Source organism: Nocardia sp. NRRL WC-3656 (assembly GCF_000720265.1).
GTDB lineage: Bacteria > Actinomycetota > Actinomycetes > Mycobacteriales > Mycobacteriaceae > Nocardia > Nocardia nova.
In genome coordinates this window covers 37,374-63,141 of the sequence record NZ_JOJF01000014.1, presented here as the reverse complement: position 1 = coordinate 63,141, position 25,768 = coordinate 37,374, and the positions used below count along the sequence as shown (strand labels likewise).

Sequence of the window (25,768 nt, the reverse complement as noted above, 5' to 3'; positions counted from 1 at the left end):
GATTTACCCTTCACTCGATCTTCTGTTTCATCTCGTCCAGGTTGACCAGAATCGGATAACCGTTGACGCTCAGCGCATTACCGTGCCCGGTCTGGTGCACGTCGAACACCGACTGGATGGCCGCGTAGAAGCCCTGCACATCGAGGGTCTGGTTGACCGCGCGCTTGGCCTGGCGCAGACCGAACGGCGGCATCGCGGCGATGCGTTCGGCCAGTGCCCGGGTGCGGGCGTCGAGGTCGGCACGCGGCACCACACTGTTGACCATGCCGATCTGTTCGGCCTCCCGCGCGGTGACGGCCCGCCCGGTGAACAGGATCTCCTTGGCCTTGCGCGGGCCCAGTTCCCACGTGTGCCCGTGGTATTCGACGCCGCCGATCCCCATCATCACCACCGGATCGGAGAACTGTGCGTCCTCGGCGGCGACGATCAGATCGCACGGCCAGCACAGCAGCAGCCCACCCGCGATGCAGCGGCCCTGCACCGCGGCGATGGACGGCTTCGGGATGTTGCGCCAGCGCAGGGAGAATTCGAGGTACTTCCTCGATTCGATGGCGTAGATGCGTTCGAGGGTGATCGTCGACGGGTCCGGCCACGACCGGTCCTTGAGATCGTGTCCGGCGGAGAAGTGTTTCCCGTTGGCGCGCAACACGATCACCGCGACATCGTCGTCGGCGCCGGCCTTCTGCCAGGCGCCATCCAGTTCTTCCAGTAGTTCGCCGTTCTGGGCGTTGGCTGCCTCCGGGCGGTTGAGCGAGATGGTCGCGATCTTGTCGGCGACCTCGTATTCGATGTACGACATGGCGACTCCTCAGCCTCGGGGCAGGCCGAGCACGCGCTCGGCGATGATGTTGCGCTGGATTTCGGAAGTGCCGCCGGCGATCGTCCCGGCGAAACTGCGGGTATAGCGTTCGAACCAGCTGGCGCCGAAGGCATCCAGATTCAACGGGTTGAACGCCGAGGTCCGCGCCGGGTGGATCAGGCCATCGGCTCCCTGCGCGCGCAGCGCGTGTCCGGAGGCGGTCTGCACCGCCTCGGAACCGAAGACCTTCAGCACCGACAGCGCCGCCACATCCTGTTCGCCGCGCGCGGCCCGGGCCAGCGCCGCCGAACCCAGTAACCGCAGGGCGTAGCTGTCCATGATCAGGGTGGCGTAGTGATCGCGATCGAGCACCGTCTGCGGAGCGAAATCGGCGGCGAGTTCCTCGAGCCGGTCCGCGTAGGACAACCACAGCAGTGTGCGTTCGTGGCCGAGTGAACCGTTGGCGACACCCCATCCGCCGTGCAGCGGGCCGACCAGATTCTCCGCCGGCACCCGCACGCCTTCGAAGAACACCTCGTTGAAATCCAGATCGTGCGGACCGCACACCGAGGCGAACGGCCGGCGCGTCACGCCGGGGGTATCGGTGGGGATCAGCAGCACGCTGATGCCCTTGTGTTTCGGCGCGTCCGGGTCGGTGCGCACGAAGGTCAGCAGCACGTCGGCGTCGTGGGCGCCGGAGGTCCACACCTTCTGCCCGTCGACCACGAATTCGTCGCCGTCGCGCACCGCCCGGGTTCGCAGACCGGCCAGATCCGACCCCGCGCCCGGCTCGCTCATGCCGAGTGCGGCGGTGATCTCCGCACGCAAAATCCTTCTCGCCCACCGGTTTTTCTGTTCCTCGGTGCCGAACGACAGCAGCGAGGCGGCGACGATTCCGACGCCCTGCGGATTGAAGCTGTGATAGATGCGCCGATCCGACAGCTCCTGCAGATGCACGTACTGCTGCAGGATGGTGGCATTGCGCCCGCCGAATTCGGGCGGATTGCCGGGCAGCAGCCAGCCGTGATCGAACTGCAGCCGCTGCCAGTCGCGCGCCCATTCGGGCACGTCGGCACTGGAATGCGACCGCCGCCGGCTCGCGGTGGCCGCATCGGGCAGATGGGCGTCGAGGAAGGCCACGAATTCGGCCCGGAACTCCTCGACGTCGTCGTCAAATCTCAGTTGCACGGCACTCCTCGGCGATCAGCGCCCGGTGTTCGGCCGCACCGCCGAGCATCAGCTCGCCGGCCTGGGCTCGTTTGAGCGCGAATTGCAAGTCGTTCTCCCAGGTGAATCCCATGGCTCCGAACAGCTGTAATCCGTTGCGGAACACCACGTTCTGACACTCCCCCGCGGCGGCCTTCGCCATCGAGGCCGCCAGCGCCCGGCGCGGATCGTCCTCGGCGATGGTCAGCGCGGCGAAATAGGCCAGCGCCCGGGCCCGCTCGATCGCCACGTGCATATCGGCGGCCTTGTGTTTGACCGCCTGTAGCGAGCCGATCGGCACGCCGAACTGGTGGCGGGTGCGCACATGGTCGAGCACCAGGTCCAGAATGCGCTGGCAGGCGCCGACAACGGTCAGAGCCATTCCGGTGGCGGCGAACCGACGCGCCCGCGCCACATCCACGGTGCTGCGCCGATCGTGTCCGGCGCGCACGCCGTCGAAGCGCACCTCGGCGATATGCAGCACGGGATCGAAGACCGCACTGCGGCGCACCTGCACCTCGGCGGCCGGCACCACGAACACACCGGCCCTGGTCACCACCGCGAACTGTTCGGCGCGGTCACCGTCCAGGACGTGGTGCGCGGTGCCGCCGAGCACCCAGCCGTCGGCGTCGAGGACCGCGTTCACACCGTCGTACACGGCCGTACCGGACAGTGCGGGGTCCGCGAACTCCGGTGCCAGCGGCGCGAATTGGGTCATCGTGGCCAGATACGGCGTCGGATCGGTGGCCCGGCCCAGTTCCTCGAGGACGATCGCCAGCTCGACAGCGGCCGCGTCCCCGGTCAATTCGGTCCAGCCCAGCCCGATGTAGCTGCGCCACAAGGGCATCGGGTCGCCGTCCTTGTCGGCGATCTCCCGGATCAGCGTCGCCGGGCATTGTTTGCCGACCGCCTCGCGCACGGTGTCGCGCCAGAGTCTTTGTTCGGAGTCGAACTCCAAAAGCATCCCGGACCGCCTCTCTGGCCACTAGACTGCCTACCGAGGCGAGAATATCATTCTCCACAACAGAAAGTAACAGTCTCTCGTGCCGTTCCCGAACACGCGCCCTCGGTGCCCGGGAACATGACATTCTCCGGTACAGTGCATTCATGTTCTGCACACATAACCAAGGACCGAGCCGACCGTGAGCAGCCCCAGCGAAGAGCCCGCCTGGAAGCAACGCGCCGTCGAGCGCTCGATCCGGACCGCGAAATTGCGTGCCGAACAGCGAGTACAGCGCTTCCTCGACGCGGCGCAGGCCATCATCACCGAGAAGGGCACCACCGACTTCACCGTGCAGGAAGTAGTGGACCGCTCCAAACAATCGCTGCGCAGCTTCTACCTGCAGTTCGACGGTAAACACGAACTGCTGCTGGCCCTGTTCGAGGATGCGCTCAGCCGCACCTCGGACCAGCTGCGCGCGGCCGCCGACGGGCAGGACGATCCGATCGACCAGCTCCGGGTGACCATCGAGCTGTTGTTCGAACTGAGCCGCCCGGATCCGACCGCGCAGCGGCCGCTGTTCACCGATTTCGCGCCGCAGCTGCTGGTTTCGCATCCCGCGCAGGTGAAGGTGGCGCACGCGCCGCTGCTGAGCCTGATCACGGAGTTGATGGAGAAGGCCCAGGCACAGGGCCGGTTGCGCAAGGATCTCAACGCGCGCCGGACCGCGGCGATGGTCATGCAGACGGTGATGTTCACCGCGCAGTCCACCGGCGGCACCGACGAGGAGACCACCCACCCCATCACCGCCGAAGAGGTGTGGAACTTCTGCGCCCACGGCTTTGCGCAAGACTGAGAATTTCATTCTCGTAATCGAGAAGGTCGCTTACACTCGGATTCATGCCCGATCTGTGGAGCGACCTTCTCGCTTGTCTCGACCTGCGTTCGGTTCCGGCCGAGGACGACCGCGATACCGCGGTGTTCTCCGGCCCCAATCAGAGCCTGGGGTACTACCGGATCTTCGGCGGCCAGCTGCTGGCGCAATTCGTGCGCGCCGCCCAGCTGGCCTGTCCGGACAAGTCCGTCAAATCGCTGCATGCGCTGTTTCCCCGCGAGGGTAAACCGGACGAGGCCCTGCGGTACCGGGTGCGGGTCCAGCATCAGGGACGGACCTTCGCCTCGGCGACGATACTGGCCGAGCAGGCATCGGGAATCGTTGCCACCGCGGCCATTTCCCTGCACGCCGCCGACGACGGACCCGAACAGCAGGCGACCGCACCGATCGGCCCGCTGCTGTCGGCCGAGCACAAGGCCGGATTCGACATCATCCCGTGGGAGACCCGCACGAACGTCGACCTCGACGACACCGGTTCGGCCGCACCGGAATTCGAGTTCTGGATGCGCACACCGGCCGCGGACGCCGCGCTCGCACCGGCCTTGACCGGCTACGCCACCGACCTCACCCTGATCGGCACCGCACTGCGCCCGATCGAGGGGGTGTGCCAGCGCGGCAACGGCACCGCGTTCCGCTCCGCGGTCACCAGCCACACCCTCTGGTTCCATCGGCCGTTCCGCACCGACGACTGGCTGTTGCTGCGCCAGGACAGCCCGGTGATGGCGCAGGGCCGCTGCTTCGGCCGCGGGGACGTCTTCACCGAGAATGGTTCGCTGGTCGCGTCTTTCGCCCAGGAAGCCATGGTGCGGTTTCCCTAGCCGATCCCTTTCCCGGTCGGCCCATCCGGCATCGGGCCGGTTCTCCGCGTCGCGTAAGCCGATGGCCGGCTGTTTCCCGGCCGCCGCGGAATGATAGAACCTGTTCTAGAACCCTCTTTCCGCTCGATGGGTTTCGAGCGCGGTGCGCGGAGGGGCGGAAGGAGTTCGTCCGGTGCAGGTCGCTGGCAAGGTATTCGTCGTCACCGGCGCGGGTAACGGCATCGGGCGTTGCGTCGCCCTCGAATTGGTGCGACGAGGAGCGATCGTCGCCGGCGCCGACCTCGACGAACAGGCACTGGCCGCGACCGCGGACATGGTCACCGACCGATCCAGGTTCTCGGCTCACCGCCTCGACATCGGAGATCGCGACGCGGTGCGGGCCTTCCCCGATGCGGTGATCGCCGCGCACGGCCATGTCGACGGCCTGTTCAACATCGCCGGAATCGCCCAGCAGATGCAGACCGTCGCCGAGGTCGACGACGATCGCATCGACACCTTGATGCGGGTGAACTTCTTCGGCTCCGTATGGATGTGCCGGGCATTCCTCCCGCACCTGTCGCAGCGCCCGCAGGCCACGATCATGAACACCTCGAGCCTCTCGGCGATCGTGCCCGTTCCGGGTTCGACGTTCTACGGGGCCTCCAAAGCCGCGCTCGCGATGTTCGGATACGGATTGTCCCAGGATCTGCGCGGGCGGCGCTCCGCCGTCACGGTGACCACGGCTCTCCCGGGGACGGTGTGGACCGATCTCGTGCGCGCGAGCGCGGCGCAACTGGGAGCACCCGAACCCGTGGCCAGAGCATTCGCGGCACGGCCGGAACGGGTCGCGAAACGAATGATCGACGCGACGATGCGCGGGCGAGGCCGGGTGGTCATCGGTAAGGACGCCCACGTCTACAACGTCACCCGCCGGCTCAGTTCGCGGCTGGCGGACCGGCTCGCGTATCTGCAGGTCGGCAAGATCTTCTACGCTCGCCGCGGCGGACAGTGAGCCGGCCGGATCTACCTCACCACCGGATGGCCGGTGCCGGGACCGCGGGCGAACGCGGCACCAGCCGCTCCGCGGCGGTGTAGGCATCCAGGCTCCCGCTGGCCACTTCCTCGGCCAGCCGTGCCAGGTCGGGGTGGGCTCGCACGCGGGTGTGCACCAGCGACAGGATCTGCACCCGGGCGCGGGCGGCGCGACGTTCGGGGTTGTCGCTGCGCTGGTGCGCGTCGATGGCCTCGGCCAGTTCGGGCACCCCGGTGCCGTTCTCCGCGACAAGAGTCAGGATGGGGGCCGACGATTCGCCGCGCAGTTCCCGCACCGTCCGGTCGGCGCCGGGCCGGTCGGCCTTGTTCACCACGAGGATGTCGGCGACCTCCAGCAGTCCCGCCTTGGCGGCTTGAATCGCATCTCCCGCACCGGGATTCAGGATGACCACGGTCGGATCGGCGACCGCCGCGACCTCGATCTCCGATTGCCCGACCCCGACCGTCTCGACCACGATCCGGTCGTAGCCGAGATCGGCGAGCAGCCGGATCGCGGCCGGCACCACCGCGGCCAGGCCGCCGATATGCCCGCGGGTGGCCACCGAGCGGATCAGCACACCGGGGTCGCCGACATGGGCCGACATGCGGATGCGGTCTCCGAGCAGGGCGCCGCCGCTGTAGGGCGAGGACGGATCGACCGCGAGGACGGCGACCCTCGCACCCTGCGCTCGATACGTGCCGACCAGCGCCGCGACCGTGGTCGATTTTCCGGCGCCCGGCGGGCCGGTGACGCCCAGCACCCGAGGCGTGGCGACCGAGCCGAGCAGCGCGAGAACCTCGTCGCGGCTGCCGTTTTCGACCATGCTCAGCAGCCGCCCGGTGGCTCGCAGGGAACCCTCCCGGGCGGCGGCGAGCAGCCGTTTGGCCTCACGCCCGGCGGTGGTCACGGAGCGGGCACCTCGATCACGGTCGCCGATCCCATACCTCCCCCGGCACACAGCGCCGCGATACCGAATCCGCCGCCGCGACGGCGCAATTCGTGGACCAGGGTGACGATCATGCGGGCGCCGGTGGCTGCCACGGGATGCCCCAGCGAGCAGCCGCTGCCGCTGTAGTTCACCCGCTCGGGATCCAGATCCAGCGCCTTGACCGCGGCCAGCGGCACCGAGGCGAACGCCTCGTTGATCTCGATCAGCTTCACCTCGGACAGTGAGATACCCGCCCGCGCAACCGCTTTGGTGATCGCCTCGATCGGCGCCAGGCCGGTGTCGGCGGGATCCACGCCCACCGAGGCCCACGAACGGATGACACCCAGCGCGGGCAGGCCCAGCCGGTCCGAGGCGATGGCCAGCGCGGCGGCGCCGTCGTTGGATCCCGAGGCGTTACCCGCGGTGATCGAGAATCCCTCGATCTCCGGATGCAGCACCTTCAATCCGGCGAGCCGCTCCGGACTGGTGTCGCGGCGCGGATGTTCGTCGACGGAGAATTCGCCGTGCGGCGTCTCGATCGCGACGATCTCCTCCTTGAACCGGCCCTCGTCGATAGCGGCGATCGCGTTGCGATGCGAACGCAGGGCCCAGGCGTCCATCTCCTCGCGCGAGATCCCCGCCTTGACCGCGGTATTCCAGCCGACGGTGATCGACATATCCAGATTGGGCGCGTCCGGGCGGTCCGGATGCGACGGCGATACCCACGGGTCGATCCATTCGTCCGCACCGACCCGGAACCGCACCCGGGGCCCGGTGGAATCGGAATTCACGCCACCGGCGAGGACGAGTTCGTCCATCCCCGAACGGATTCCGGCCGCCGCGGTCTGCACCGCGGCCATTCCCGCCGCGCAGTGCCGGTTGGCGGCCAGTCCCGGTACCGTGGTGAGCCCGGCCGTCACCGCCGCGTGGCGGGCCAGCACCCCGCCGCCGTAGCGGCCCTCGCCGAGGATGACGTCGTCCACCCGGCTCGGGTCGATATCGCGGGCGACCGCCGCGACCACATGGTGGGCGAGGTCGAAGGCGTTGGTGTCGCGCAGCGTGCCCTTGCGCGCGGTTCCGATGGGGGTCCGCACGGCGGAGACGATGACGGCTTCAGGCATGGGAGCTCTCCAATTCGGCGACGAGGTTGCGGCGCAACAATTTTCCGGTTTCGGTCTTGGGCAGTTCGGCGCGGAACACGATCGCGTCGGGAGTTTTCGAGGACCGCATCCGCTCCCGCACCCACCGCTTGATCTCTTCGGGATCACCGGCACCCACCACGACCGCGACCAGGCGCTGCCCCCATTCCGGATCGGGCACCCCGATCACCGCGGCCTCGCTGATCCCGGGATGAGCGAGCAGCACGTCCTCGATTTCGGCCGGTGAGATGTTCTCCCCGCCGCGGATGATGGTGTCGTCGGCGCGGCCCTCGATGAACAGATAGCCGTCCTCGTCCAGTCTGCCCAGGTCACGGGTGCCGAACCAGCCGTCGACATCCAGCGCGGTGCGCGCACCGTACTCTCCCGAGATCTGCTCGCCCCGCACGTACACGAGTCCGGTCTGCCCGGTCGGCAGCGATTCCCCCGCGGCACTGCGAATGTCGAATTCGACGCCCGGCAGCGCCCGGCCGACGGAGCTCAGCCGCTCGCGGATCGCGGGATCGGTCGCGGCCTGCGCTGCGCGATGGTCCTCCGGTCCGAGCACCGCCACCGAGGAGGCGGTTTCGGTGAGGCCGTAGGCATTGACGAACCCGGTCTCGGGGAACATCGCCAGCGCCCGTTCCAGCACCGGCCGCGGCATGCGTGAACCGCCGTAGGCCAGGCTCGCGAGCGTCGGCGTGGCCGCGTCGGCGCCGTCGACCGCGGTGACGATGCGGGCCAGCATGGTCGGCACCAGCATGGCGTGCGTGATCCGCTCGGCCCGAACCGTTTCCAGCCATCGCTGCGGTTCGAATGCCGGCAGATACACCACACGGCGGCCGGTGTAGAGATTGGAGAGCAGATTGGTGAGTCCCGCGATGTGGTACGGCGGGACCGACACCAGCGATGCGTCGGATTCGGCGGCCGTGCCGAACTCCATCGTGTTCAGCAGGTAGGCCATCAGATGCCGGTGCCGCAGCAGCGCCGCCTTGGGTTCGGAGGTGGTGCCGCTGGTGTAGATGATCGCGGCCACCGCCTCGCCGTCCCACGGGGCCGGTCCCGGTCCCGGATCGTGCTGTGCCGCATCGGTTTCCACCAGGGCATCGAGATCCCCGGAGCGCAGCACCCGCGCACCCGGATGCCGCGCCAGCAGTGCCGAGAGTTGCTGTTCGCCGAGCCGATAGTTCAGCGGCACGAACGGCACCGCGGCCAGCACGGCGCCGAACAGCGCCACCGGATAGGCCAGGTGGTTCGTGCCCAGATACAGCACAGCCGAACTGTCGGCGAATTCCGCGGCCGCGCGGCGCGCCAGTCGCAGCAATTGCGACGCCGTGAGCGAACGGCCGTCGACGGTGATCACCGGCCGGTTTCCGGCCGAGGCCGCCATCTCGAGGATCATGCTAATGTTCATGAGAACATTATTCTCTCAGTAAGAGAGTGTTAATTTCAAGAGAGGGCAGCGTCATGGAGATCAGCGGTAGCGCCGCGATCGTGGTGGGCGGCACCGGGGGGCTGGGCGAGGCGACGGTGCGGCGGCTGCACGCCGCGGGAGCCAAGGTGGTGGTGGCCGATGTCGCCGACGACAAGGGCAAGGAGCTGGCCGCCGAGCTCGGCATCCGCTATGTGCACACCGACGCCACCAGCGAGGAGTCGGTACAGGCGGCGATCGCCGAGGCACAATCACTGGGCCCGCTGCGCATCTCGGTGGACGCGCACGGCGGGCCCGCCAGCGGTGGCCGCTTGGTCGGCAAGGACGGCAGCCCGCTCGCGCTCGACGGGTTCCGCACCACGATCGAGTTCTATCTCACCGCCGTGTTCAACGTGCTGCGACTCTCGGCCGCGGCAATCGCCCAGTCCGAACCGGGCGACGAGGGCCGGCGCGGTGTCATCGTGAACACGGCGTCGATCGCCGCCTACGAGGGCCAGATCGGGCAGTTGCCGTATTCGGCGGCCAAGGGCGGGGTGGTCGGCATGACGCTGGTCGCCGCGCGTGACCTGTCACCGCTGGGCATCCGCGTGGTCACCATCGCACCCGGCACGTTCAACACCCCCGCCTACGGTAAGGCCGCCGATCAGCTGGAAGCCTATTGGGGCAAACAGGTTCCGCATCCCAAGCGGATGGGCCGCTCCCCGGAATACGCGCAACTGGTGCAGTCCATCGTGGAGAACGACTACCTCAACGGTGAGGTGATCCGCCTCGACGGCGCCCTGCGCTTCCCGCCCAAATGACCTCTCTGACAGGCAAAGTCGCGTTCGTAGCGGGTGCCAGCCGCGGCATCGGCGCCGCGATCGCGCACGGTCTGGCGGCGGCGCGGGCCGAGGTGGCCGTCGCCGCCCGCTCGCGGGAACCGGGGCGGTTGCCCGGAACCATCCATTCGGTGGCGCAGCGGATCACCGAATCCGGCGGCCGGGCCCTGCCGGTGGCCTGCGATGTCACCAGCGCGGAATCCGTCGAGACGGCCTTGGCGGCAACGGTTTCCGAATTCGGCGGGGTCGACATCGTCGTGGCGAATGCCGGGGTACTGGCACTGAGCCCGATCGAATCGACCCCGGACGCACGCTGGCAGCGCTGTCTGGATGTCAACCTCACCGGCGTCTTCCACGTCACCCGGGCGGCGATTCCGCTGCTGCGTGCTCGCGGCGGCGGTTCGATGATCGCCATCACGACCACCGGCGTCGGCATGCTCGACCGCGGCGCCAACGCCTATTGGATCACCAAGGCCGCGGTGGAGCGCATGTATCTGGGACTGGCGGCCGATCTGCGCGCGGACAATATCGCCGTCAACTGTCTGTGCCCGTCGCGGGTGGTTCTCACCGAGGGCTGGCGGGCCGGTGGCGGCGGACAGCGGATTCCGGCGGAGATGGTCGAACCGCCGGAAACCATGGCGGAGGCCGCGGTACTGCTCGCGCGGCAGGACGCGAGCGGCATCACGGGATCGGTCCAACAGTCGGAAGTGCTGCTGGCGCAATGATAGTCGTCGTCGGCAGAGCACGGTAGCTCGAGCGGGCGTTACGACCGGGCGCGGCGCATGCCACCGATGACCGCGTCACCGAATTCGGCGAGAGTTTCCGGGTGCGCGAAATCGGTGAACCAGATGTAGAACCGTTCGACACCCTGCTCCGCGGCAGCGGCGAAGTGGGCGATCAGCTCCTCGGCATTTCCGCACACCAAACCGCTTGCCAGATAACCGAATCGGCGCCGGCTCACCGCACGCACCCGGTCGGGATCGGCGCGGCGTCCCACGAAACCCACCAACTGCTGGGTCGACACCCGCGCCCGCCCGGCGCTCGACCGCAACCGTGGCAACCGGTCGAGCTGGTTGGCCGGCAGATTCCACCAGTCCGCGTAGCGACGCACCAGCGCCATCGTCGCGGGACCGGACCCGCCGATCACGATCGGAATCCGCGATGTCGGGGCGGGTGCCAGGCCGAGGTCCCCCTCACCCGACCAATACCGCGGCAGCAGTGCCAGCGTGCGTTCCAACCGGGCCCGGCGGGCCGGGCCGTTCTCGTGGCCGATGTCGAAGTCGGCCAGTTCCTTCGGCACCGACCCCGACCCGAGCCCCAGCTCGAACCGGCCACCGCTGGCCTCCTGCAACGCCACCGCTTGTTTCGCCAGCATCGCGGGATGGCGCAGCGCGTCGCAGAGCACCAGGTGGCCGATGCGCAACCGTTCTGTGCGCGCGGCCACCCAGGCGGCGACCGTCATCGCCTCCCACAGCGGCTGCTGCTCGGCGCCGGGCGCCCGCAGATGATCGATGAAGGCGATGCCGTCGAATCCGCGGGCCTCCGCCGCCCGGGCCCGCGCCACGATCTCGGCCATATCGAACCGGATCTGCGGCAGGAACAGATACCACTGCGCCCCGCCCGCCACTACCCGGCCTGACTCCACCCCACCTACCGCTGCCACGGCTACTTCTTCGCGCCGTTCTTCGGCGCCGACAACCGGGCCAGATTGGCGCGCAGATCCTCCGATTGGAAGGTCAGATCCTCGGCGGTGAGCGCGAAGTCGAGAGTGGCCAGCACCGCGCGCTCCAGCTGCAGGTTCAGGATCCGCTTGGTGGATTCGACTGCCTGCCTGGGCAACCGGAGGATCCGCTCGGCGCAGGCGTGTGCCTCGGCAACCGGATCGGCGACCACGTGATTGACCAAACCCATCTCCCGCGCCCGCTCGGCCGGGATCCGGTCACCGGTCAGCGCGTACTCCTTGGCCAGCAGCAGGCTGGTGTGCAGCGGCCAGGTCAGCGGGCCGCCGTCGGCGGCCACCAGTCCCACCTGCACGTGCGGATCGGCGAGATAGGCCTGTTCGGCGATGTAGACGATATCGCTGAGGGCGACCAGGCTGCAGCCCAAGCCGACCGCGGGCCCGTTCACGGCGGCCACGATCGGCACCCGGCACCGCGCCATCCCGAGCACGATATCGCGGCCGTGCGCAATGGTTTTCGCGCGCAACTCGGCATCGCGGCTCAATTCGCCGAGGTAGGCGAAGTCGCCCCCGGCGGAGAAGGCGCGCCCGGCGCCGGTGAGTACCGCGACGCGGGCCTCCCGGTCCTCGCCGAGTCGCGGCCACAGCCGGGCGAGCCCGGTGTGCAGCGCGTCGTCGACGGCGTTGAGCGCGTCGGGGCGGTTCAAGGTGATGATGCGAATCGGGCCCTCGGCCCGGACGTCGACTTCGGCGGGCAGGTCGTACATGTCAGGCTCCCAATCCGAGTATGCGGGCGGCGATGATGTTCTTCTGGATCTGCGAGGTGCCGCCCATGACGCTCTGCGCGCGGCTGTAGAGGTAGGTGCCGAACATATCGGCGTCGTCGGTGCCGGCGACGGTCAGCGCGGCATGGCCGACGGCCTGGTCCACCCACGTCATGAGCAGTTTGTCGAGTGAGCCGTCGGGGCCGTGCGAGACGCCGTCCAATTGTTCGGACAACCGTCGCCGCACGTGCAGCCGCAACATCTCCGATTGCACCGCCGCCCAGGTCAATTCGTCGGGCAGCGGCCCGTCGACGCGGTCGGCCAGCGCGCGCACCGTCTTGGCGTAGCGGGCCGAATAGCCGAGAGTCGACGGCTCCCGCTCGTGACCGACGACGGTCATCGCCAGCTTCCAGCCCTCACCGGGCGCGCCCACCATCCGATCGGCCGGCACGGTGGCGCCGTCGAAACTCACCTGCCCGAATTCGGTGGTGATACCGCTGATCATGCGCAGCGGCCGCTGCTGCACACCCGGCTGCTTCATCGACACGATGAACGCCGAAATCCCCTTGTGCCGAGGCGCTTGCGGATCGGTGCGGGCCAGCAGCAGGCACCAGTCCGCGACATCGGAGTAGCTGGTCCAGATCTTGTGGCCGTGGATCACATAGCGGTCGCCTTCGAGGGTGGCGGTGGTGGTCAGGGCGGCGAGATCCGAACCGGCTCCCGGTTCGCTGAAGCCCTGGCACCAGCGTTCGGTGCCGTCGATCATGCCGGGCAGGAATCGCTGTTGCAGTTCCTTGCTGCCGTGGCGGCCCAAGCCCTGGATCAGATAGCCCAGACTCGGCCGCGGCGGGGCGCCCGCGCGGGCCAGTTCCTCGTCGACGATCACGTCGTAGACCGGCGCCAGATCGTGTCCGCCGAACTCCTTCGGCCACGACGATCCGAAGAAGCCGGCCCGGTACAGGGCGCGATGCCACTCGCCCTGACGGGCCCAGTATTCGTCACCCGAGGTCGGGAAGTCGCCGGCGACCTCGGACAGCCAGCGCCGCAACCGATCCCGGAATTCGGCCTCGGCCGGTGAGTCACGATAGTCCACGGGCGATCTCCTCCAGACGGACGGGAAACAGTTCGGTCGAGACCAGGGCGCGGCGAAGGTAGATGTGCGCCAGGCATTCCCAGGTGTTGCCGATGCCGCCGTGCACCTGGATGGCGGTTTCGCAGACGGTGCGCGCGGCGCGGGCACAGTAGATCTTGGCGATGCGGGCGGCGCGCACCGCCTCGTCGGGCGACAGTTCGTCCACTCCCCAGGCGGCGTAGCGCAGCACGCTGACCGATCCCTCGATCAAGGCCTGCGATTCGGCGAGCAGATGCGCCACGGCTTGGTAGGAGCCGATCGTCTTGCCGTACTGGGCACGGACTTTCGCGTAGTCGACGGCCAGCCGCTGCGCGCCCCGGGCGGCGCCCAGGAGGTCCGCGGTGGTGCCAACCAGGGCGAGGGCGAGCCATTGCGACGCCTGATCCGGCGAAAGTTCCCCGATATGCTCGAGCCGCCCGTCGAGCTCGGCCGCCGCTCTGGTCGGATCCGCCGACGGCGCGGCGGGACCCAGCCGGCCGGCCAGCACCTGACCGTCGGCGAGTACCACCGCCCGATCACATCCGGCCGCGTCGGCGGCCCGTCCACGCACCCCCAGCGTCCAGCGACCCTCGTCCCCGGCGGGATGGCCGCGCAGATCGTCGGCCAGCACCGGACCCAGAAATGCCACGTCGACCAGTCCACGCGCGAATTCCTCGGCCACCAGCGCCAGTTCCACGCCCGACGCGCCGTCGGAGCGCAGGGCTCGCCATCCGGTCAGCTCGACGGTCTTGTCCAGCCGCGTGATCCGCTCCCGGTCGGCCAGTTCCGCTACCGAGCCGGGCCCCAGATCGTCGGCCAACTTGGCTGCGGCATCACGCAATTGGCGCTGTTCACTGGTCAGACGGACGTCCATAGCGCTCCTCGAGGACTCGGCGCAGCACCTTGCCGGACGGCAGGCGCGGAATGTCGGGGACGAAGACCACCCGGCGCAGCCGCTTGTATCCGGCCAGGCGATCGGCGACCAGAGCGGACAACTCCTCCGCGGTCACCGGCGCGGCGGCCGACACCGCGGCGACGATCGCCTCGCCGTCGGCGCCGTCGGTCACACCGAAGACCGCGCAATCGGCGACGGCGGGATGCCCGTGCAGGACGGACTCGATCTCGGCGGGCGCGACCTGGAAGCCGCGGACCTTGATCATCTCCTTCACCCGATCGGTGATGCGGACCCTGCCGGCGGCGTCGATCCAGCCGACATCGCCGGTGCGGTACCAGCCGTCCACGACGGCCCCCGCGTCCGCGCCGTCGGGCAGATAACCCGCCATCAGCGACGGCGACCGCGCCTGGATCTCCCCGATCTCCCCGGGCGGCAACGGTTTTCCGTCGTCGAGCGACGCCGTTCGCAGGCATACCCCGGGCGCGGCACGTCCCACCGTGTCCAGCCGGGCGCCCTCGATCGGATTGCAGGCCAGCACCGGCAGTTCGGTGGCGCCGTAGGCGGGCAGCCAGCGCACGCCCGTACGGCGGGTCACGGTTTCGGCGACGCTCACCGTCACCGGCGTCGCGCCCCACATGATGTAGCGCAGCGAGGACAGGTCGAACGATTCCAGTTGCGGATGCGAGGCGATGGCCAGCGCGATCGGCGCCACCGCCATCTCCACGGTGATGCGGTCGCGTTCGATGCTGCGCAGCATCGACTCCAGGTCGAAGCGGCGATGCAGCCGCATCCAAGCGCCCACCCGCAGCGCGGTGACGATGTTGAGCAGGCCGAGGATATGCGACGGCGGGGTCAGGATCTGGATCCGGTCGTCGCTGCCCAGCTCCAGCACCTGCTGCCAGTCCCGCACCGCGGCCGCGAACGAGGCGTGCGTGTGGCGCACCGCCTTGGGCAGGCCGGTGGTGCCGGAGCTGAACACCAGCACCGCATCCGATTCCGGGTCCGGCGGGTCGAATTCCGCGCGGCTGGGCGTGATCGGGTCGTCGAGATCGAGCATGGGCATCAGTTCCGCCAGCACCGGATGGTCGCCGACCGCGAATCCGGGTGTGGTGATCGCGAGCGCGTGCTCGACCTCGGCTCGCCGCCACGCCGGGCTCAGCAGGACCACCGCCGCGCCGAGCTTCCACGCCGCCAGCACCGCGAGCACGAATTCCGGGCGATTCGACGACATCACGGCGATCCGGCTGCGCGCGCGAACGCCGCGCGCGTGCAGGGTCTCGGCCAGTCCGCCGGCCAGCTCGTCGAGCTGCGACAGGCTGTAGTGCCGATCGTCGAACACGATCGCCGTCGGCTCGGTCATGAGAAAATCCCATCTCGTTCGGGAGAACGCTATTCTCTTTGTATAAGAATCTTAATACCAGGAGAGGCGTTCCATGGCGAGTCCCCCGATGTTCCGGCCCGCGACCGTGACCCGGATCGTGAAGGAGTGCGCCGATGCGCGGACTTTCGTGCTGGCCCCGCACGACGGCCCGCTCACCTATCGCGCCGGACAGTTCTGCACCTTCCGGGTCCGGGTCGACGGCACCGATCTGTATCGGTCCTATTCGATGTCCAGCGCACCGGAAACCGACTCCGAACTGATGACCACGGTCAAGCGGGTGCCGGGAGGCAAGGTCTCGAACTGGTTGCTGGACAACGTGTCCGAGGGCGACGTGATCGATATGGGCCGGCCCGCCGGCCGATTCTGCCTGCGCGACACCGAGGTTCCGCTCCTGGGCTTCAGCGGTGGCAGCGGGATCACGCCGGTGCTGTCGCTGGCAAAGAGCGCCCTGGCGACCACCGAGCGCCGCGTGCGGCTGTTGTGCGCGGACCGCGACGCGGAATCGGTGATCTTCGGGGCGGCACTGCTCGAGCTGGCGGAGCGCTTTCCGGGCCGGCTCCAGGTGATCCGGCATCTGGACAGTGCCGCCGGGCTGCTCGCCCCGAGGGCGGTGCGCGACTTCGTCGGCGCGGACGGTCACGGTGACAGCTACGTGTGCGGGCCGGAGAAATTCATGGAGATGGTGGAGGCGGCCCTGCCCGGCCCGGGGGTGATCTTCAGCGAACGGTTCGGCGCACCGGTCCCCGAACTCGCCGATTCGGCGACCGAGCCGGCACCCGCAACCACCTCCGATACCCCCACGCCCGCAACCGAATCCGGCGCTGCCGGTGGCACGATCACGATCTTCCTCAACCGCAAAAAGGCCACGGTGCCGCGCCACGCCGGCGAGACGCTGCTGGAAAGCGCCCGCCGCGCGGGCCTGACTCCGCCGTTCTCCTGCGAATCCGGCAACTGCGCCACCTGTATGGCCCGGCTCAGCGAGGGCAGCGCCACGATGCGGGTGAACGACGCCCTCGCCGACGACGAGGTCGAGGACGGCTACGTCCTCACCTGCCAAGCGGTGCCGGACACCGAGTCGGTGACGGTGCATTACGAATGAGCGGAGACCGCGGGCGGTCGTCCCCGGTCGGCCGCCTCGGTTCCCGCAGGGATGTGTCCGGATCGGTGTGTAGCGGACGATGCCGTCCGCCTGCTGAACTGCGTGTCGCGACAATTTCCGTTGGCCCCGGCGCAAGTGAGCAGCGCCGAGGCCGACGCTGGTCGGCGCCTATCGACTCAACGCACCGACTCCTGGTTGTCGTGTTCGCCCAGCCGGGGCGGTGGGCCGTATTCCGGTGTGTAGCCGTCGATTCGGATGGGCGATGCCACCAAACGGTACGTCCCCGCCGCGGCCACGGCGTCGGGCGTGGCGTCGAGCGCTTCGGGCAATGTGCGGACCGCGGCGGCGGGAATGCCCAGGGGGCGCAGCCGCGCCTCCCAGCCCCGGGCGTCGTCGCGGGCCAGTGCGGCGGTCACCGCGGCGAGCACCTCGGCTCGCCGGCCCACGCGTTCGGCCATGGTGTCGAAGCCCGTCACCCCGGCCTCGGCGGCAAAGGTCTTCCAGAAGCGGTCGTGCGTGACGAACAACGCCAGGTAACCGTTCGCGGTCGGAAACAGCTGCGCCGGAACGTAATACGAATGCGCGCCGAACGGGCGCCGCTGCGGAAGTGTGCCCTCGTTGAGATACGCCGCCGCGTGATAGTTCAACTGCGACAACATCACATCGCGCAGCGAGACGTCCACCTGACCACCGCGGCCGGACACGATCTGCGCGAGCAGACCCAGCGCCGCGGTCAGGCCGGTGGAGTTGTCGGCGGAGGAATAGCCCGGCAGGGTCGGCGGTCCGGCCGGATCGCCGGTGAGCGCGGCAACCCCCGTGGCGGCCTGCACGATGTAGTCGAAGGCCGGATCGTCGCCGCCGTAGAGGCCGAATCCGGTGATCGCGACGCAGACGATCGCCGGGTTGAATTCCCGCAGCGAGGCGTACGTCAGGCCGAGCCGGTGAATCGCCGAGGGTTTCAAATTCACCAGCAGCGCATGCGAATGCGCGACGAGCTCACCCAGGCGTGCCCGGCCGGCCGCACTGCCGGGGTCGAGGCGGATGCTGCGCTTGCCGCGGTTCAGGCTCGCGAAATAGCTGTCGCCGACCTGCCGGGAGATGTCGCCGCCGGCCGGTTCCAGCTTGGTGACCTCGGCACCCAGATCCGCCAGCATCATCGTCGCGTACGGACCGGCGAGCATGGTGCCGACCTCGAGAATGCGAATCCCCGCCAGCGGACCGGCACTGGTGCGCTCCGGCAACGCTCCGGTTCGCCGGTCCGGACCCGTACCGGGCGCCGCAGATGAATCGGTGCTCATCGTAATTCCCGCGCGATGTCTGCGATCATCTCGCGGGTGCGGCGCTTGGAGGCGATCAGTTCGTCCCGAGTGTCGCCGATCGGCAGCAGCCGGATCGAGACATCGGTCGCACCCGCCTCGGCGAAACGGCGCAATCCGGCCGCGATGGCGGCCTCGTCGCCGGCCACGCAGATGTCGCCGACGTCGCGAGCATCGCCCTGTTCGAGCAGGCGCTGATAGTTGGGCGAGATTTCCGCCTCGCCGAGAATGCGATTGGCTCGCGCCTTCGCCTCCTCCACCTCCGAGTCCCGGCACAGGCAGACCGGAAGTCCCGCCACGATGCGCGGCGGTGTCCGGCCCGCGTCGGCGGCGGCCTTGGTGATCTTGGGCGTCACATGATCGGCGATCGCGCGCTCGTCGGCCATCCACAGGATGGTCCCGTCGGCCCGCTCCCCCGCGATGCGCAACATCACCGGCCCGAGCGCGGCCACCAGCACCGGCACCGGGGCGACCGGGCCCAGATCGAGCGGATTGTGCACGGAGAACGTGTCGTTCTCGACGTCGACGGTCCCCGGGCCGGTCAGTCCCGCCGCCAGCACATCCAGGTAGTCACGGGTGTAGGCCGCCGGGCGCTCGTACGGCAGGCCGAGCATGTCGCGCACGATCCAGTGATGCGAGGGGCCCACCCCCAGCGCCAATCGCCCACCCGCGGCGGCCTGCGCCGAGAGCGCCTGGCGTGCCAGGGCGATCGGATGCTGCGCCTGCAACGGCACCACGGCGGTCCCCAATTCGATGCGGCGAGTCCGCAATCCCATCGCCGCGACCGTGATCAGCGCGTCGAAATCGCTGGGAATCTGCGGAATCCACGCGGTGTCGAGCCCGGCCTCCTCGGCCCAGGCGATGTCGTCGAGCATCCGGCTCAGCTTGCGCGCGGAATCCCCCTTCTCCGGTCCGATCATCACTCCGACACGCACGAAGACCTCCAACCCGCCGCTACGCCGGGCGACCGCGTCACCCACTGATGAATACGGTACTTGCGAAAAAAGAGAATGCCAATACCGTTAGCGCGGTCATACGTTATCGAACCGGTGATGCACCGGCGACCGGCGCCTTCGCAACCGCTGCGCACACCTGCCCGCACCCCGCGCGCTCGACCGGGCGGCCATCCGACTCGGGATGCGCTGAAAGCCGTTGCCACAAACAGGGATCGATTGTCCGATTCGCGAACGGTGACCTACCCGCCGGCAACTCACCGGCCGGTGTCGTCGGCGACCTCGGGACGCGACCTCGCCCCGGCCGTCGATTCCTGAGTGCAGACTGAGAACAAGAGACGAAATCGCGGATAACAGAAGCGTCACGCTAGCATCGGCGACCGTGGTCGACACGATGGTGAGGGCGGACGGTGCGCCTACTGCAGGCGCGACACCCAGGACCTCGGGTAGACAGCGCGGCGACTGGGCCGGACCGATCGCCTTCCTCGCCGGGCTGCTGGGCGCGCTGTGCGCCCTCGCGGTGCCGTTGCTGCCGGTGAAGGTGGACCACACCACCCTGTCGTGGCCGCAGGCCGATTCGGCCCGCAGTGTCGACGCCCCATTGGTCACCTACGCACCGCTGACCTTCGATGCCACGATCCCCGGCCGGTCGATGGCGCAACTGAGCGCACACGGCGGCGTGCTGGCATCGACGCTGCCCGCCGGTGCGCCGCAACTGGAGAAGTACGGGTTCGTCGCGCGGATGCGACCGGTGCAGGACGGAAAGCCCGCGCAACTCGAGGTCGTGTTGCGCAATCAATCGCTGCTGAATGTGCCGATCGATGCGGTCGCCGACGGCACCTTGACCGTGCACGCCGATATGTCGTCGACCAAGGTCGGTGTCACCGGAACCGATATCGAAGGCGCCACCTTGCCGCCGGGTGACTGGCGGCCACAGGTGGTCGGCATCTTCAGCGATCTCCCCACGGCGGACGGCGCCAAGGTCGTCGCGCAGGTCGACAGCCGGTTCTCGGTGACGCCGACCTTCCTCAAGCGCGCGGCCGAAGTACTGGCGGTCGTCTTCACACTGGTAGCGCTGCTCGCGCTGTACCGGCTGGACCGCACCGACGGCCGGCGTTTGCGGCGGCTGTTGCCGCAGCGGTGGTGGACGTTCACCGGCGTGGACGTCGTAGTCTTCGGCACGCTGCTGCTGTGGCATTTCATCGGGGCCACCACCTCCGACGATGGCTACCAGTTCGGGATGGCACGCACCTCGCTGGCGTCCGGTTATATGGCCAACTACTTCCGGTTCTTCGGCGTGCCGGAGAATCCGGTCGGCACGCCGCCGTACGACATCATCGCGCACATGTCGGAGATCAGCGTCGCGAGCCCGTGGATGCGACTGCCGACGCTGCTGGCCGCCGTGGTCACCTGGCTGGCGCTGAGCCGTGAGGTCATCCCGCGGCTCGGTGTGGCGGTGCGCCACGACAAGGTGGCGGTGTGGACGGGCGCGCTGGCCTTCCTGGCCGTGTGGCTGCCCTACAACAACGGGCTGCGGCCCGAGCCCGTGGTCGCCGTCTGCGTACTGCTCACCTGGTGCCTCGTGGAGCGCGCCATCGCGACGCACCGGCTGCTGCCGTATGCCCTCGCGATCCTGGTCGCCGCGTTCAGTTTCACCGCCGCGCCCTCGGGCATCATCTGCCTGGCGCCGCTGCTCGCGGGCCTGCGTTCGGCCGTGGGATTCGGTGTCCCGAGAGCACGCGAACTCGCCGGCGCGCAGGACGGAAATTCGGTGCCGACCGGCGCGTGGATCCGGGCGTACGGGGCGCTGCTGGCACCGCTGGCCGCGGCCGGAATGCTGGTGCTGGCCTTCGCCTTCGCCGTCGAACCGCTCTCGGCGATGTTCGAGATGCAGCGCGTGCACAACATCGTCGGCCCCTCGGACCCCTGGTACAACGACTACCTGAACTACCAGTGGCTGTTCATGCCGTCGGCCGACGGCTCCATCGCCCGTCGCTTCGGCATGGTCGCGATGTGGCTGAGCCTGCTGGTCTGCGTCTTCGTCCTGCTGCGCAAGGGCGGGCGCATTCCGTTCACCGCCCCGGGGCCGGCGCGGCGGCTGCTCGGCGTCACATTCGGGGCCATGGTGCTGATGGCGACCTGCCCGACGAAATTCACCCACCACAACGGTGTGTACGCCGGCCTGGCCGGAGCGGTCGCGGTGCTGACCGCGGTCGCGGTGGGGCCCCGGGTGATGCGCTCACCGCGCAATCGCGCCCTGTTCGCGGCGGTCGTGGCGCTGGCGATGGCGCAGATCTTCACCAGTGTCAACCAGTGGTGGTGGGTCTCGAGTTTCGGTGTCCCGTGGTGGAACGAGCCACCTTCGGTGCTCGGCGTCGGGTTCAGCCGGATATTCCTGATCATCGCCGCGCTGTGCCTGCTGCTGGCGATCTGGTGGCATGTGCGGGCGCCGAAACCCGGTACGCCGCATCGGGTTTCCCCGCGCGCCTGGCGCCTGGCGAAGTTCCCGCCGTTGATGGCGGCCGCGGCGATCCTGGTGGTGTTCGAGGTGTTCTCGTTCACCGCGGGCGCGGTAACGCAATACCCGGGATTCTCGCTGGCTTCCTCGAATATCCATGCGGTAGTGGGCAATCCGTGCGGCCTGGCGAACAAGGTCCTGGTCGAAACCGACCCCAACGCCTCGCTGATGCAGCCGCTCGTCGGCGACCAGTTCTCCACCTTCTCCAACGGCGCTCGCGGATTCGTGCCGAACGGCGTCGGTGACGTGATGTCACCCGACGAGAAGGAGGAGACCAGTAGCATCGCCAAGTCCTTCGGCAACAAACCCGGCACCGGCGAGTCGGCCACCCAGACCGGCGGTGCTCCACTGCCTTACGGTCTCGACGCGGCGACCACACCGGAACTCGGCACCTACGGCGAGGAGCAGCCCGCCGATCTCGTCACCGGCTGGTACCGCCTGCCCGCGCAGCACGATCGCAGCGATATCGTCTCGATCGCGGCGGCGGGGCGCATCCAGGCGGTGGGTCCGAACAATGGATACGTCGGCGGTGAACCGGTGGAGATCGAATACGGCAGCACCGACTCCGCGACGAGCGCACACGCACTCGGACGGGTGACCCCGATCGACATCGGCCCGGCGCCGTCGTGGCGGAACCTGCGCGTCCCCCTGGATCGAATTCCCGCCGCGGCCAACGTGATCCGCATCGTGGCCAAGGATCACAACCTCGATCCGCAGCGCTGGGTGGCGCTGACTCCCCCGCGCATCCCGAAGACGCACACCCTGAACGATCTGGTCGGCTCGAAGCAGCCGGTTCTGCTGGACTGGGCCGTGGGCCTGCAGTTCCCCTGCCAGCGCCCCTTCGACCACAAGGACGGCATCGCCCAGGTACCGGACTGGCGGATCCTGCCCAACCGCCTGGGCGCCGCCGACACCACGATGTGGGAAAGCCACGCCGGCGGCGGACCGCTGGGCTGGAGTCAGCAATTGCTGCGCTCGCAAACCCTGGCCACCTACCTCGCCTACGACTGGGACCAGGATTGGGGCGAACTGCAACGCCTCAGCAAGATCGACCCCTCGGCCGTCCCGGCAACCCCGGCGGTCACCCAGGAGACCCACGGCGGTATGTGGTCACCCGGGCATATCTACACCTGGTGACCGCTTCCGCGGAGCCCGGCCGTGATCGGACTTCGCGCGTTTCGCACCGCCGCCGCACAGCGCGTCGCGTCCCGGAGCAGGACGACAATGGTCTCCATGACCGCAAGTGTCGAACTGCGGGTGTATGCCGAGCTGAACGACTTCGTGCCCCCGGCCGCACGGTACGCGGCGCAGCGGCGGCCGATCCGTCCGCATCAGACCGTGAAAGATATCGTCGAGGCCGCGGGCATCCCGCATACCGAGGTCGACCTCATGCTGGTGAACGGTGAATCCGTCGACTTCGGTCATCACCCGCGGCCGGGCGATCGGCTCGCCGCCTACCCGGTCTTCGAGACCCTGGACATCGGGGCGGCGACACGGGTCCGTCCCCGCCCGTTGCGCGATCCGCGTTTCATCGTGGACGTCAATCTCGGTGGGCTCGCCCGGCTCATGCGGTTGATGGGCCTCGACGCCCGGAGCCCGGCGGACACCGACGATGCCGCCCTGGCAACGGCCGCCGCGGAACAACACCGGATCATCCTCACCCGCGACCGCGGACTCCTGAAGCGACGCAACGTGACCCACGGAGTCTTCGTGCGTTCGAATCGGCCCGTCGACCAGCTCGTCGAGGTGATCCGCCGGCTCGATCTGACCGATCGGCTGAGGCCGTTCAGCCGCTGCCTGCCCTGCGGGGGCCTGCTGACCGACGTGGCCGAACAGGATATCGCCGACCGGCTCGAGCCACTCACCCGCAAGTACTACGACACCTTCAGACAATGCCGGGAATGCCGCCGGATCTATTGGGAGGGTTCGCACCAGCGGCGGCTCGACGACCTCGTCACCAGAATTCGAGCCGCGGTCGGACCGGACAGATAGGGGCAACCGCACCGCCCCGGCGTAGATGCGACGCAATTCCTGAACCGGGACGGAAGCAGGCTTCTCCAGCACCGGTGCCGCCGGTGCCGGGCATACTTCTCACGCTAGATGCAGAAGCTGACGCTCGCCGAGCCGACCGGAAGGTTGAGGCAAACGGAGAGCCACTGAATCTGCGTCGCCTGGGCTGTGTCGCTGGTCCCCGGCGTTCCGGCCGCCGGGGCGGCGGCCGAAGCGATCGCGGGGGCGGCGACCCCCAGGGTCAACGTAGTGACAGCCGTCGCGACGGCAAGACCAATCCTTCGAGACATAACAGTTCTTTCGCAGGAGTCGGGATTACCACTCCACCTATTCTCCGCCCGGCGCCGCATCGATCACAAGTGACCGTCGGTGCTCGGCATGCCGAGGAATGCTCCCTGCCGGGCCGTCATCGGGCGGCGCCGGGTTAGATTGCCGGGCGAGAGCTGTAGTGAGGTGACTCGTGGGTGATCCCCCGGATACGGATGATTCGAGCGGTGCGCAGTTGCGGCTGCGGGTACTGGGTGGGCTGGCGGCCACCGTCGGCGGCCGGCCGGTCGATCTCGGGGGCTTGCGGCAACGGACACTGCTGGCGGCGTTGATCGTCGCGTTCCCGCACGAGGTGTCCGCCGACCGACTGCTCGAGCAGGTGTGGCACGACGCCAGGGACCCCTCGGTGAACTCGCTGCATTTCGGAATCTCGACGCTGCGTAACCGGCTCGAGCCCGACCGCCGCCGCGGCGGCGGGAGCGTGATCGCCCGCTGCGGCACCCGCTACCTGCTGGATCTGCCCGCGGACCGGATCGATGCGCATCGATTCGCACAATACGTTATCGACGCCGAATCCGCTTGTTCCACAGGCGATCTCGATGCCGGTCTCAGGTCATACGAGGCGGCGCTGGCGGATTGGCGGGGTGCGCCCTACGCGGATGTGGCCGATGTGGAATTCGTGCGCCCTGAGATCGTCAGACTGACCACGCTGGAACTGCGCGCCCGCAAGGCACTCGTGCAGTTGCGACTCGACGCCGGTCGCGCCGATGCCGCGCTGGCCGACGCCGAGGACCTGGTGTCGGCGCACCCCCTCGACGAGCGGGTATGGGAGCTGCTGGCGCTGGCCCGTTACCGGGCCGGGCGGCAGTCCGAGGCCCTCGCCGCCCTGCGGGATATCCGCCGCCTGCTCGACAGCGAGCTCGGCATCGAGCCCGGTGTCCGGCTGCGGGAACTGGAGACTGCGATCCTGCGTCACGACGAGGATCTGCTCTCCGGCTCCGCGAGGCGCACGACGGCCGCCCAAGGCTCGGTCGCGTCGGCTCCACAGATGCCGGTTCCGCGCACCCAATTGATCGGCCGCAGCGGCGAACTCGACGACATCGGACGAGCCGTGCGCACCCACCGGCTGGTGACGCTCGTCGGCACCGGCGGCGTCGGCAAGACCCGGCTGGCCCTCGAAACCTGCCGGCGACTGTCGGCGGGCGACGGGCCGTGGTGGGTCGATCTGGCACCGGTCGAATCCGACGAGCTGGTCGCCGCCACCGTGGCCGCGGCTGTCCAGGTTCGCGGTGCGGCAACGCCGGATCGGCTCGCGAACGTCCTCGCCGACCGGGAATGCACGCTGTTGCTGGACAATTGCGAACATCTGCTCGACGGGGTCGCCGCCGTCGTGAGCGTCCTGTTGAGCCGATGCCCGCGCGTCCGAATCCTCGCCACCAGCCGGGAGGCGCTGGCCGTCGACGGCGAACGCGTCGTCGAAGTCCTGCCGCTGGACGAGTCCGACGCCGTCGAACTGTTCGCCACGCGGGCGGCGGGTGTGGTCGACGGCTGGACGCTCGACGAGCGGGTGCGCGAACCGGTGCGGCAGATCTGCGCCGACCTCGACGGCATTCCGCTCGCGGTGGAACTGGCCGCCGCGCAACTGCGGGTCTTGTCCGAACAACAGATCGCCGACGGACTGGCCGACCGGTTCACCCTGCTGGCGGGCGGCGCGCGCACCGCGCCGGCCCGCCAGCGCCGGCTGGCCGACACCATCGACTGAAGCTATCGCACGCTCGGCCCGGCGGAAGCC

General features: G+C 68.8%; 22 protein-coding genes. 9 read left to right on the top strand and 13 right to left on the bottom strand.

Features of this window, described 5'->3' with window-relative positions:
• Nucleotides 1–10: 10 nt before the first annotated feature.
• Genes IG65_RS0119380 through IG65_RS0119370 form a run of 3 tightly spaced genes read right to left on the bottom strand, consistent with a single transcriptional unit; the run spans nt 11 to nt 2,969 of the window.
• Entirely contained in the window at nt 11–799 is a 789-nt protein-coding gene (locus tag IG65_RS0119380) for an enoyl-CoA hydratase (protein WP_030516347.1), read from the bottom strand.
• Between the two features lie 9 nt (nt 800–808).
• Complete coding sequence (locus IG65_RS0119375; protein WP_030516346.1) at nt 809–1,987, bottom strand: acyl-CoA dehydrogenase family protein; 1,179 nt, start codon at nt 1,985–1,987, stop codon at nt 809–811.
• Nucleotides 1,971–2,969 (bottom strand): acyl-CoA dehydrogenase family protein, encoded by a 999-nt coding sequence (locus IG65_RS0119370; RefSeq protein WP_030516426.1) that lies wholly within the window; start codon nt 2,967–2,969, stop codon nt 1,971–1,973. The genes IG65_RS0119375 and IG65_RS0119370 overlap by 17 nt, the downstream gene beginning before the upstream one ends.
• A gap of 178 nt (nt 2,970–3,147) precedes the next feature.
• On the opposite strand from IG65_RS0119370, the gene IG65_RS0119365 reads away from it, so the two are divergent.
• The 3 genes from IG65_RS0119365 (at nt 3,148) to IG65_RS0119355 (ending at nt 5,649) form a co-directional block, all read left to right on the top strand.
• On the top strand, nt 3,148–3,801 hold the full coding sequence (locus tag IG65_RS0119365; RefSeq protein ID WP_030516345.1) for a TetR/AcrR family transcriptional regulator: 654 nt from the start codon (nt 3,148–3,150) through the stop codon (nt 3,799–3,801).
• A gap of 44 nt (nt 3,802–3,845) precedes the next feature.
• The gene (locus tag IG65_RS0119360) at nt 3,846–4,658 is read left to right on the top strand and encodes an acyl-CoA thioesterase II (protein WP_030516344.1); all 813 of its coding nucleotides are present in this window, start codon (nt 3,846–3,848) and stop codon (nt 4,656–4,658) included.
• Nucleotides 4,659–4,830: 172 nt separating this feature from the next.
• Nucleotides 4,831–5,649 (top strand): SDR family oxidoreductase, encoded by an 819-nt coding sequence (locus IG65_RS0119355; protein ID WP_030516343.1) that lies wholly within the window; start codon nt 4,831–4,833, stop codon nt 5,647–5,649.
• Nucleotides 5,650–5,665: 16 nt separating this feature from the next.
• Here IG65_RS0119355 and IG65_RS0119350 read toward each other — a convergent pair whose 3' ends face one another.
• The 3 genes from IG65_RS0119350 to IG65_RS0119340 are packed head-to-tail and all read right to left on the bottom strand — an operon-like array spanning nt 5,666 to nt 9,148.
• Complete coding sequence (locus tag IG65_RS0119350) at nt 5,666–6,577, bottom strand: ArgK/MeaB family GTPase (protein ID WP_030516342.1); 912 nt, start codon at nt 6,575–6,577, stop codon at nt 5,666–5,668.
• The gene (locus IG65_RS0119345) at nt 6,574–7,719 is read right to left on the bottom strand and encodes a thiolase family protein (protein ID WP_030516341.1); all 1,146 of its coding nucleotides are present in this window, start codon (nt 7,717–7,719) and stop codon (nt 6,574–6,576) included. Before IG65_RS0119345 ends, IG65_RS0119350 begins: the two co-directional genes overlap by 4 nt.
• Complete coding sequence (locus tag IG65_RS0119340; RefSeq protein ID WP_030516340.1) at nt 7,712–9,148, bottom strand: class I adenylate-forming enzyme family protein; 1,437 nt, start codon at nt 9,146–9,148, stop codon at nt 7,712–7,714. Before IG65_RS0119340 ends, IG65_RS0119345 begins: the two co-directional genes overlap by 8 nt.
• 53 nt (nt 9,149–9,201) lie before the next feature.
• Here IG65_RS0119340 and IG65_RS0119335 point away from each other — a divergent pair, with 53 nt between their 5' ends.
• Nucleotides 9,202–9,966: an SDR family NAD(P)-dependent oxidoreductase gene (locus IG65_RS0119335; RefSeq protein ID WP_030516339.1), complete on the top strand. Its 765-nt coding sequence runs from the start codon at nt 9,202–9,204 to the stop codon at nt 9,964–9,966.
• On the top strand, nt 9,963–10,709 hold the full coding sequence (locus IG65_RS0119330) for an SDR family NAD(P)-dependent oxidoreductase (protein ID WP_030516338.1): 747 nt from the start codon (nt 9,963–9,965) through the stop codon (nt 10,707–10,709). Before IG65_RS0119335 ends, IG65_RS0119330 begins: the two co-directional genes overlap by 4 nt.
• Nucleotides 10,710–10,747: 38 nt before the next feature.
• Here the strand turns inward: IG65_RS0119330 and IG65_RS0119325 are convergent, their stop codons facing one another.
• From IG65_RS0119325 to IG65_RS0119305, 5 genes are all read right to left on the bottom strand, one after another.
• Nucleotides 10,748–11,560, bottom strand: a complete 813-nt coding sequence (locus tag IG65_RS0119325) for an LLM class flavin-dependent oxidoreductase (protein WP_051756501.1) — start codon at nt 11,558–11,560, stop codon at nt 10,748–10,750.
• Nucleotides 11,561–11,649: 89 nt separating this feature from the next.
• On the bottom strand, nt 11,650–12,429 hold the full coding sequence (locus tag IG65_RS0119320; RefSeq protein ID WP_030516336.1) for an enoyl-CoA hydratase/isomerase family protein: 780 nt from the start codon (nt 12,427–12,429) through the stop codon (nt 11,650–11,652).
• Between the two features lies 1 nt (nt 12,430).
• Complete coding sequence (locus IG65_RS0119315; protein ID WP_030516335.1) at nt 12,431–13,519, bottom strand: acyl-CoA dehydrogenase family protein; 1,089 nt, start codon at nt 13,517–13,519, stop codon at nt 12,431–12,433.
• Nucleotides 13,506–14,411 carry an acyl-CoA dehydrogenase family protein gene (locus IG65_RS0119310; protein WP_030516425.1) on the bottom strand — a complete coding sequence of 302 codons (906 nt, stop codon included), beginning with the start codon at nt 14,409–14,411 and terminating at the stop codon, nt 13,506–13,508. The genes IG65_RS0119315 and IG65_RS0119310 overlap by 14 nt, the downstream gene beginning before the upstream one ends.
• Nucleotides 14,389–15,792 (bottom strand): class I adenylate-forming enzyme family protein, encoded by a 1,404-nt coding sequence (locus IG65_RS0119305; RefSeq protein ID WP_030516334.1) that lies wholly within the window; start codon nt 15,790–15,792, stop codon nt 14,389–14,391. Before IG65_RS0119305 ends, IG65_RS0119310 begins: the two co-directional genes overlap by 23 nt.
• 73 nt (nt 15,793–15,865) lie before the next feature.
• Between IG65_RS0119305 and IG65_RS0119300 the strand changes: the two genes are divergently transcribed.
• Nucleotides 15,866–16,912: a ferredoxin--NADP reductase gene (locus tag IG65_RS0119300; RefSeq protein WP_030516333.1), complete on the top strand. Its 1,047-nt coding sequence runs from the start codon at nt 15,866–15,868 to the stop codon at nt 16,910–16,912.
• Nucleotides 16,913–17,088: 176 nt separating this feature from the next.
• On the opposite strand, the gene IG65_RS0119295 is transcribed toward IG65_RS0119300, so the two are convergent.
• Together IG65_RS0119295 and IG65_RS0119290 are read right to left on the bottom strand one after the other, a co-directional pair.
• Nucleotides 17,089–18,210: a CaiB/BaiF CoA-transferase family protein gene (locus IG65_RS0119295; RefSeq protein WP_081879590.1), complete on the bottom strand. Its 1,122-nt coding sequence runs from the start codon at nt 18,208–18,210 to the stop codon at nt 17,089–17,091.
• On the bottom strand, nt 18,207–19,163 hold the full coding sequence (locus IG65_RS0119290) for an LLM class F420-dependent oxidoreductase (protein ID WP_030516331.1): 957 nt from the start codon (nt 19,161–19,163) through the stop codon (nt 18,207–18,209). The genes IG65_RS0119295 and IG65_RS0119290 overlap by 4 nt, the downstream gene beginning before the upstream one ends.
• 400 nt (nt 19,164–19,563) lie before the next feature.
• Between IG65_RS0119290 and IG65_RS0119285 the strand changes: the two genes are divergently transcribed.
• The 3 genes from IG65_RS0119285 to IG65_RS39170 all read left to right on the top strand — a co-directional run bounded on the left by IG65_RS0119285 (nt 19,564) and on the right by IG65_RS39170 (nt 25,738).
• Nucleotides 19,564–22,836 (top strand): arabinosyltransferase domain-containing protein, encoded by a 3,273-nt coding sequence (locus IG65_RS0119285; RefSeq protein ID WP_030516330.1) that lies wholly within the window; start codon nt 19,564–19,566, stop codon nt 22,834–22,836.
• Nucleotides 22,837–22,932: 96 nt separating this feature from the next.
• Nucleotides 22,933–23,691: a Mut7-C RNAse domain-containing protein gene (locus IG65_RS0119280; RefSeq protein ID WP_030516329.1), complete on the top strand. Its 759-nt coding sequence runs from the start codon at nt 22,933–22,935 to the stop codon at nt 23,689–23,691.
• Nucleotides 23,692–24,169: 478 nt separating this feature from the next.
• Nucleotides 24,170–25,738, top strand: coding sequence for a BTAD domain-containing putative transcriptional regulator (locus IG65_RS39170; RefSeq protein ID WP_231509288.1), 1,569 nt, complete (start codon nt 24,170–24,172; stop codon nt 25,736–25,738).
• Nucleotides 25,739–25,768 lie beyond the last annotated feature (30 nt).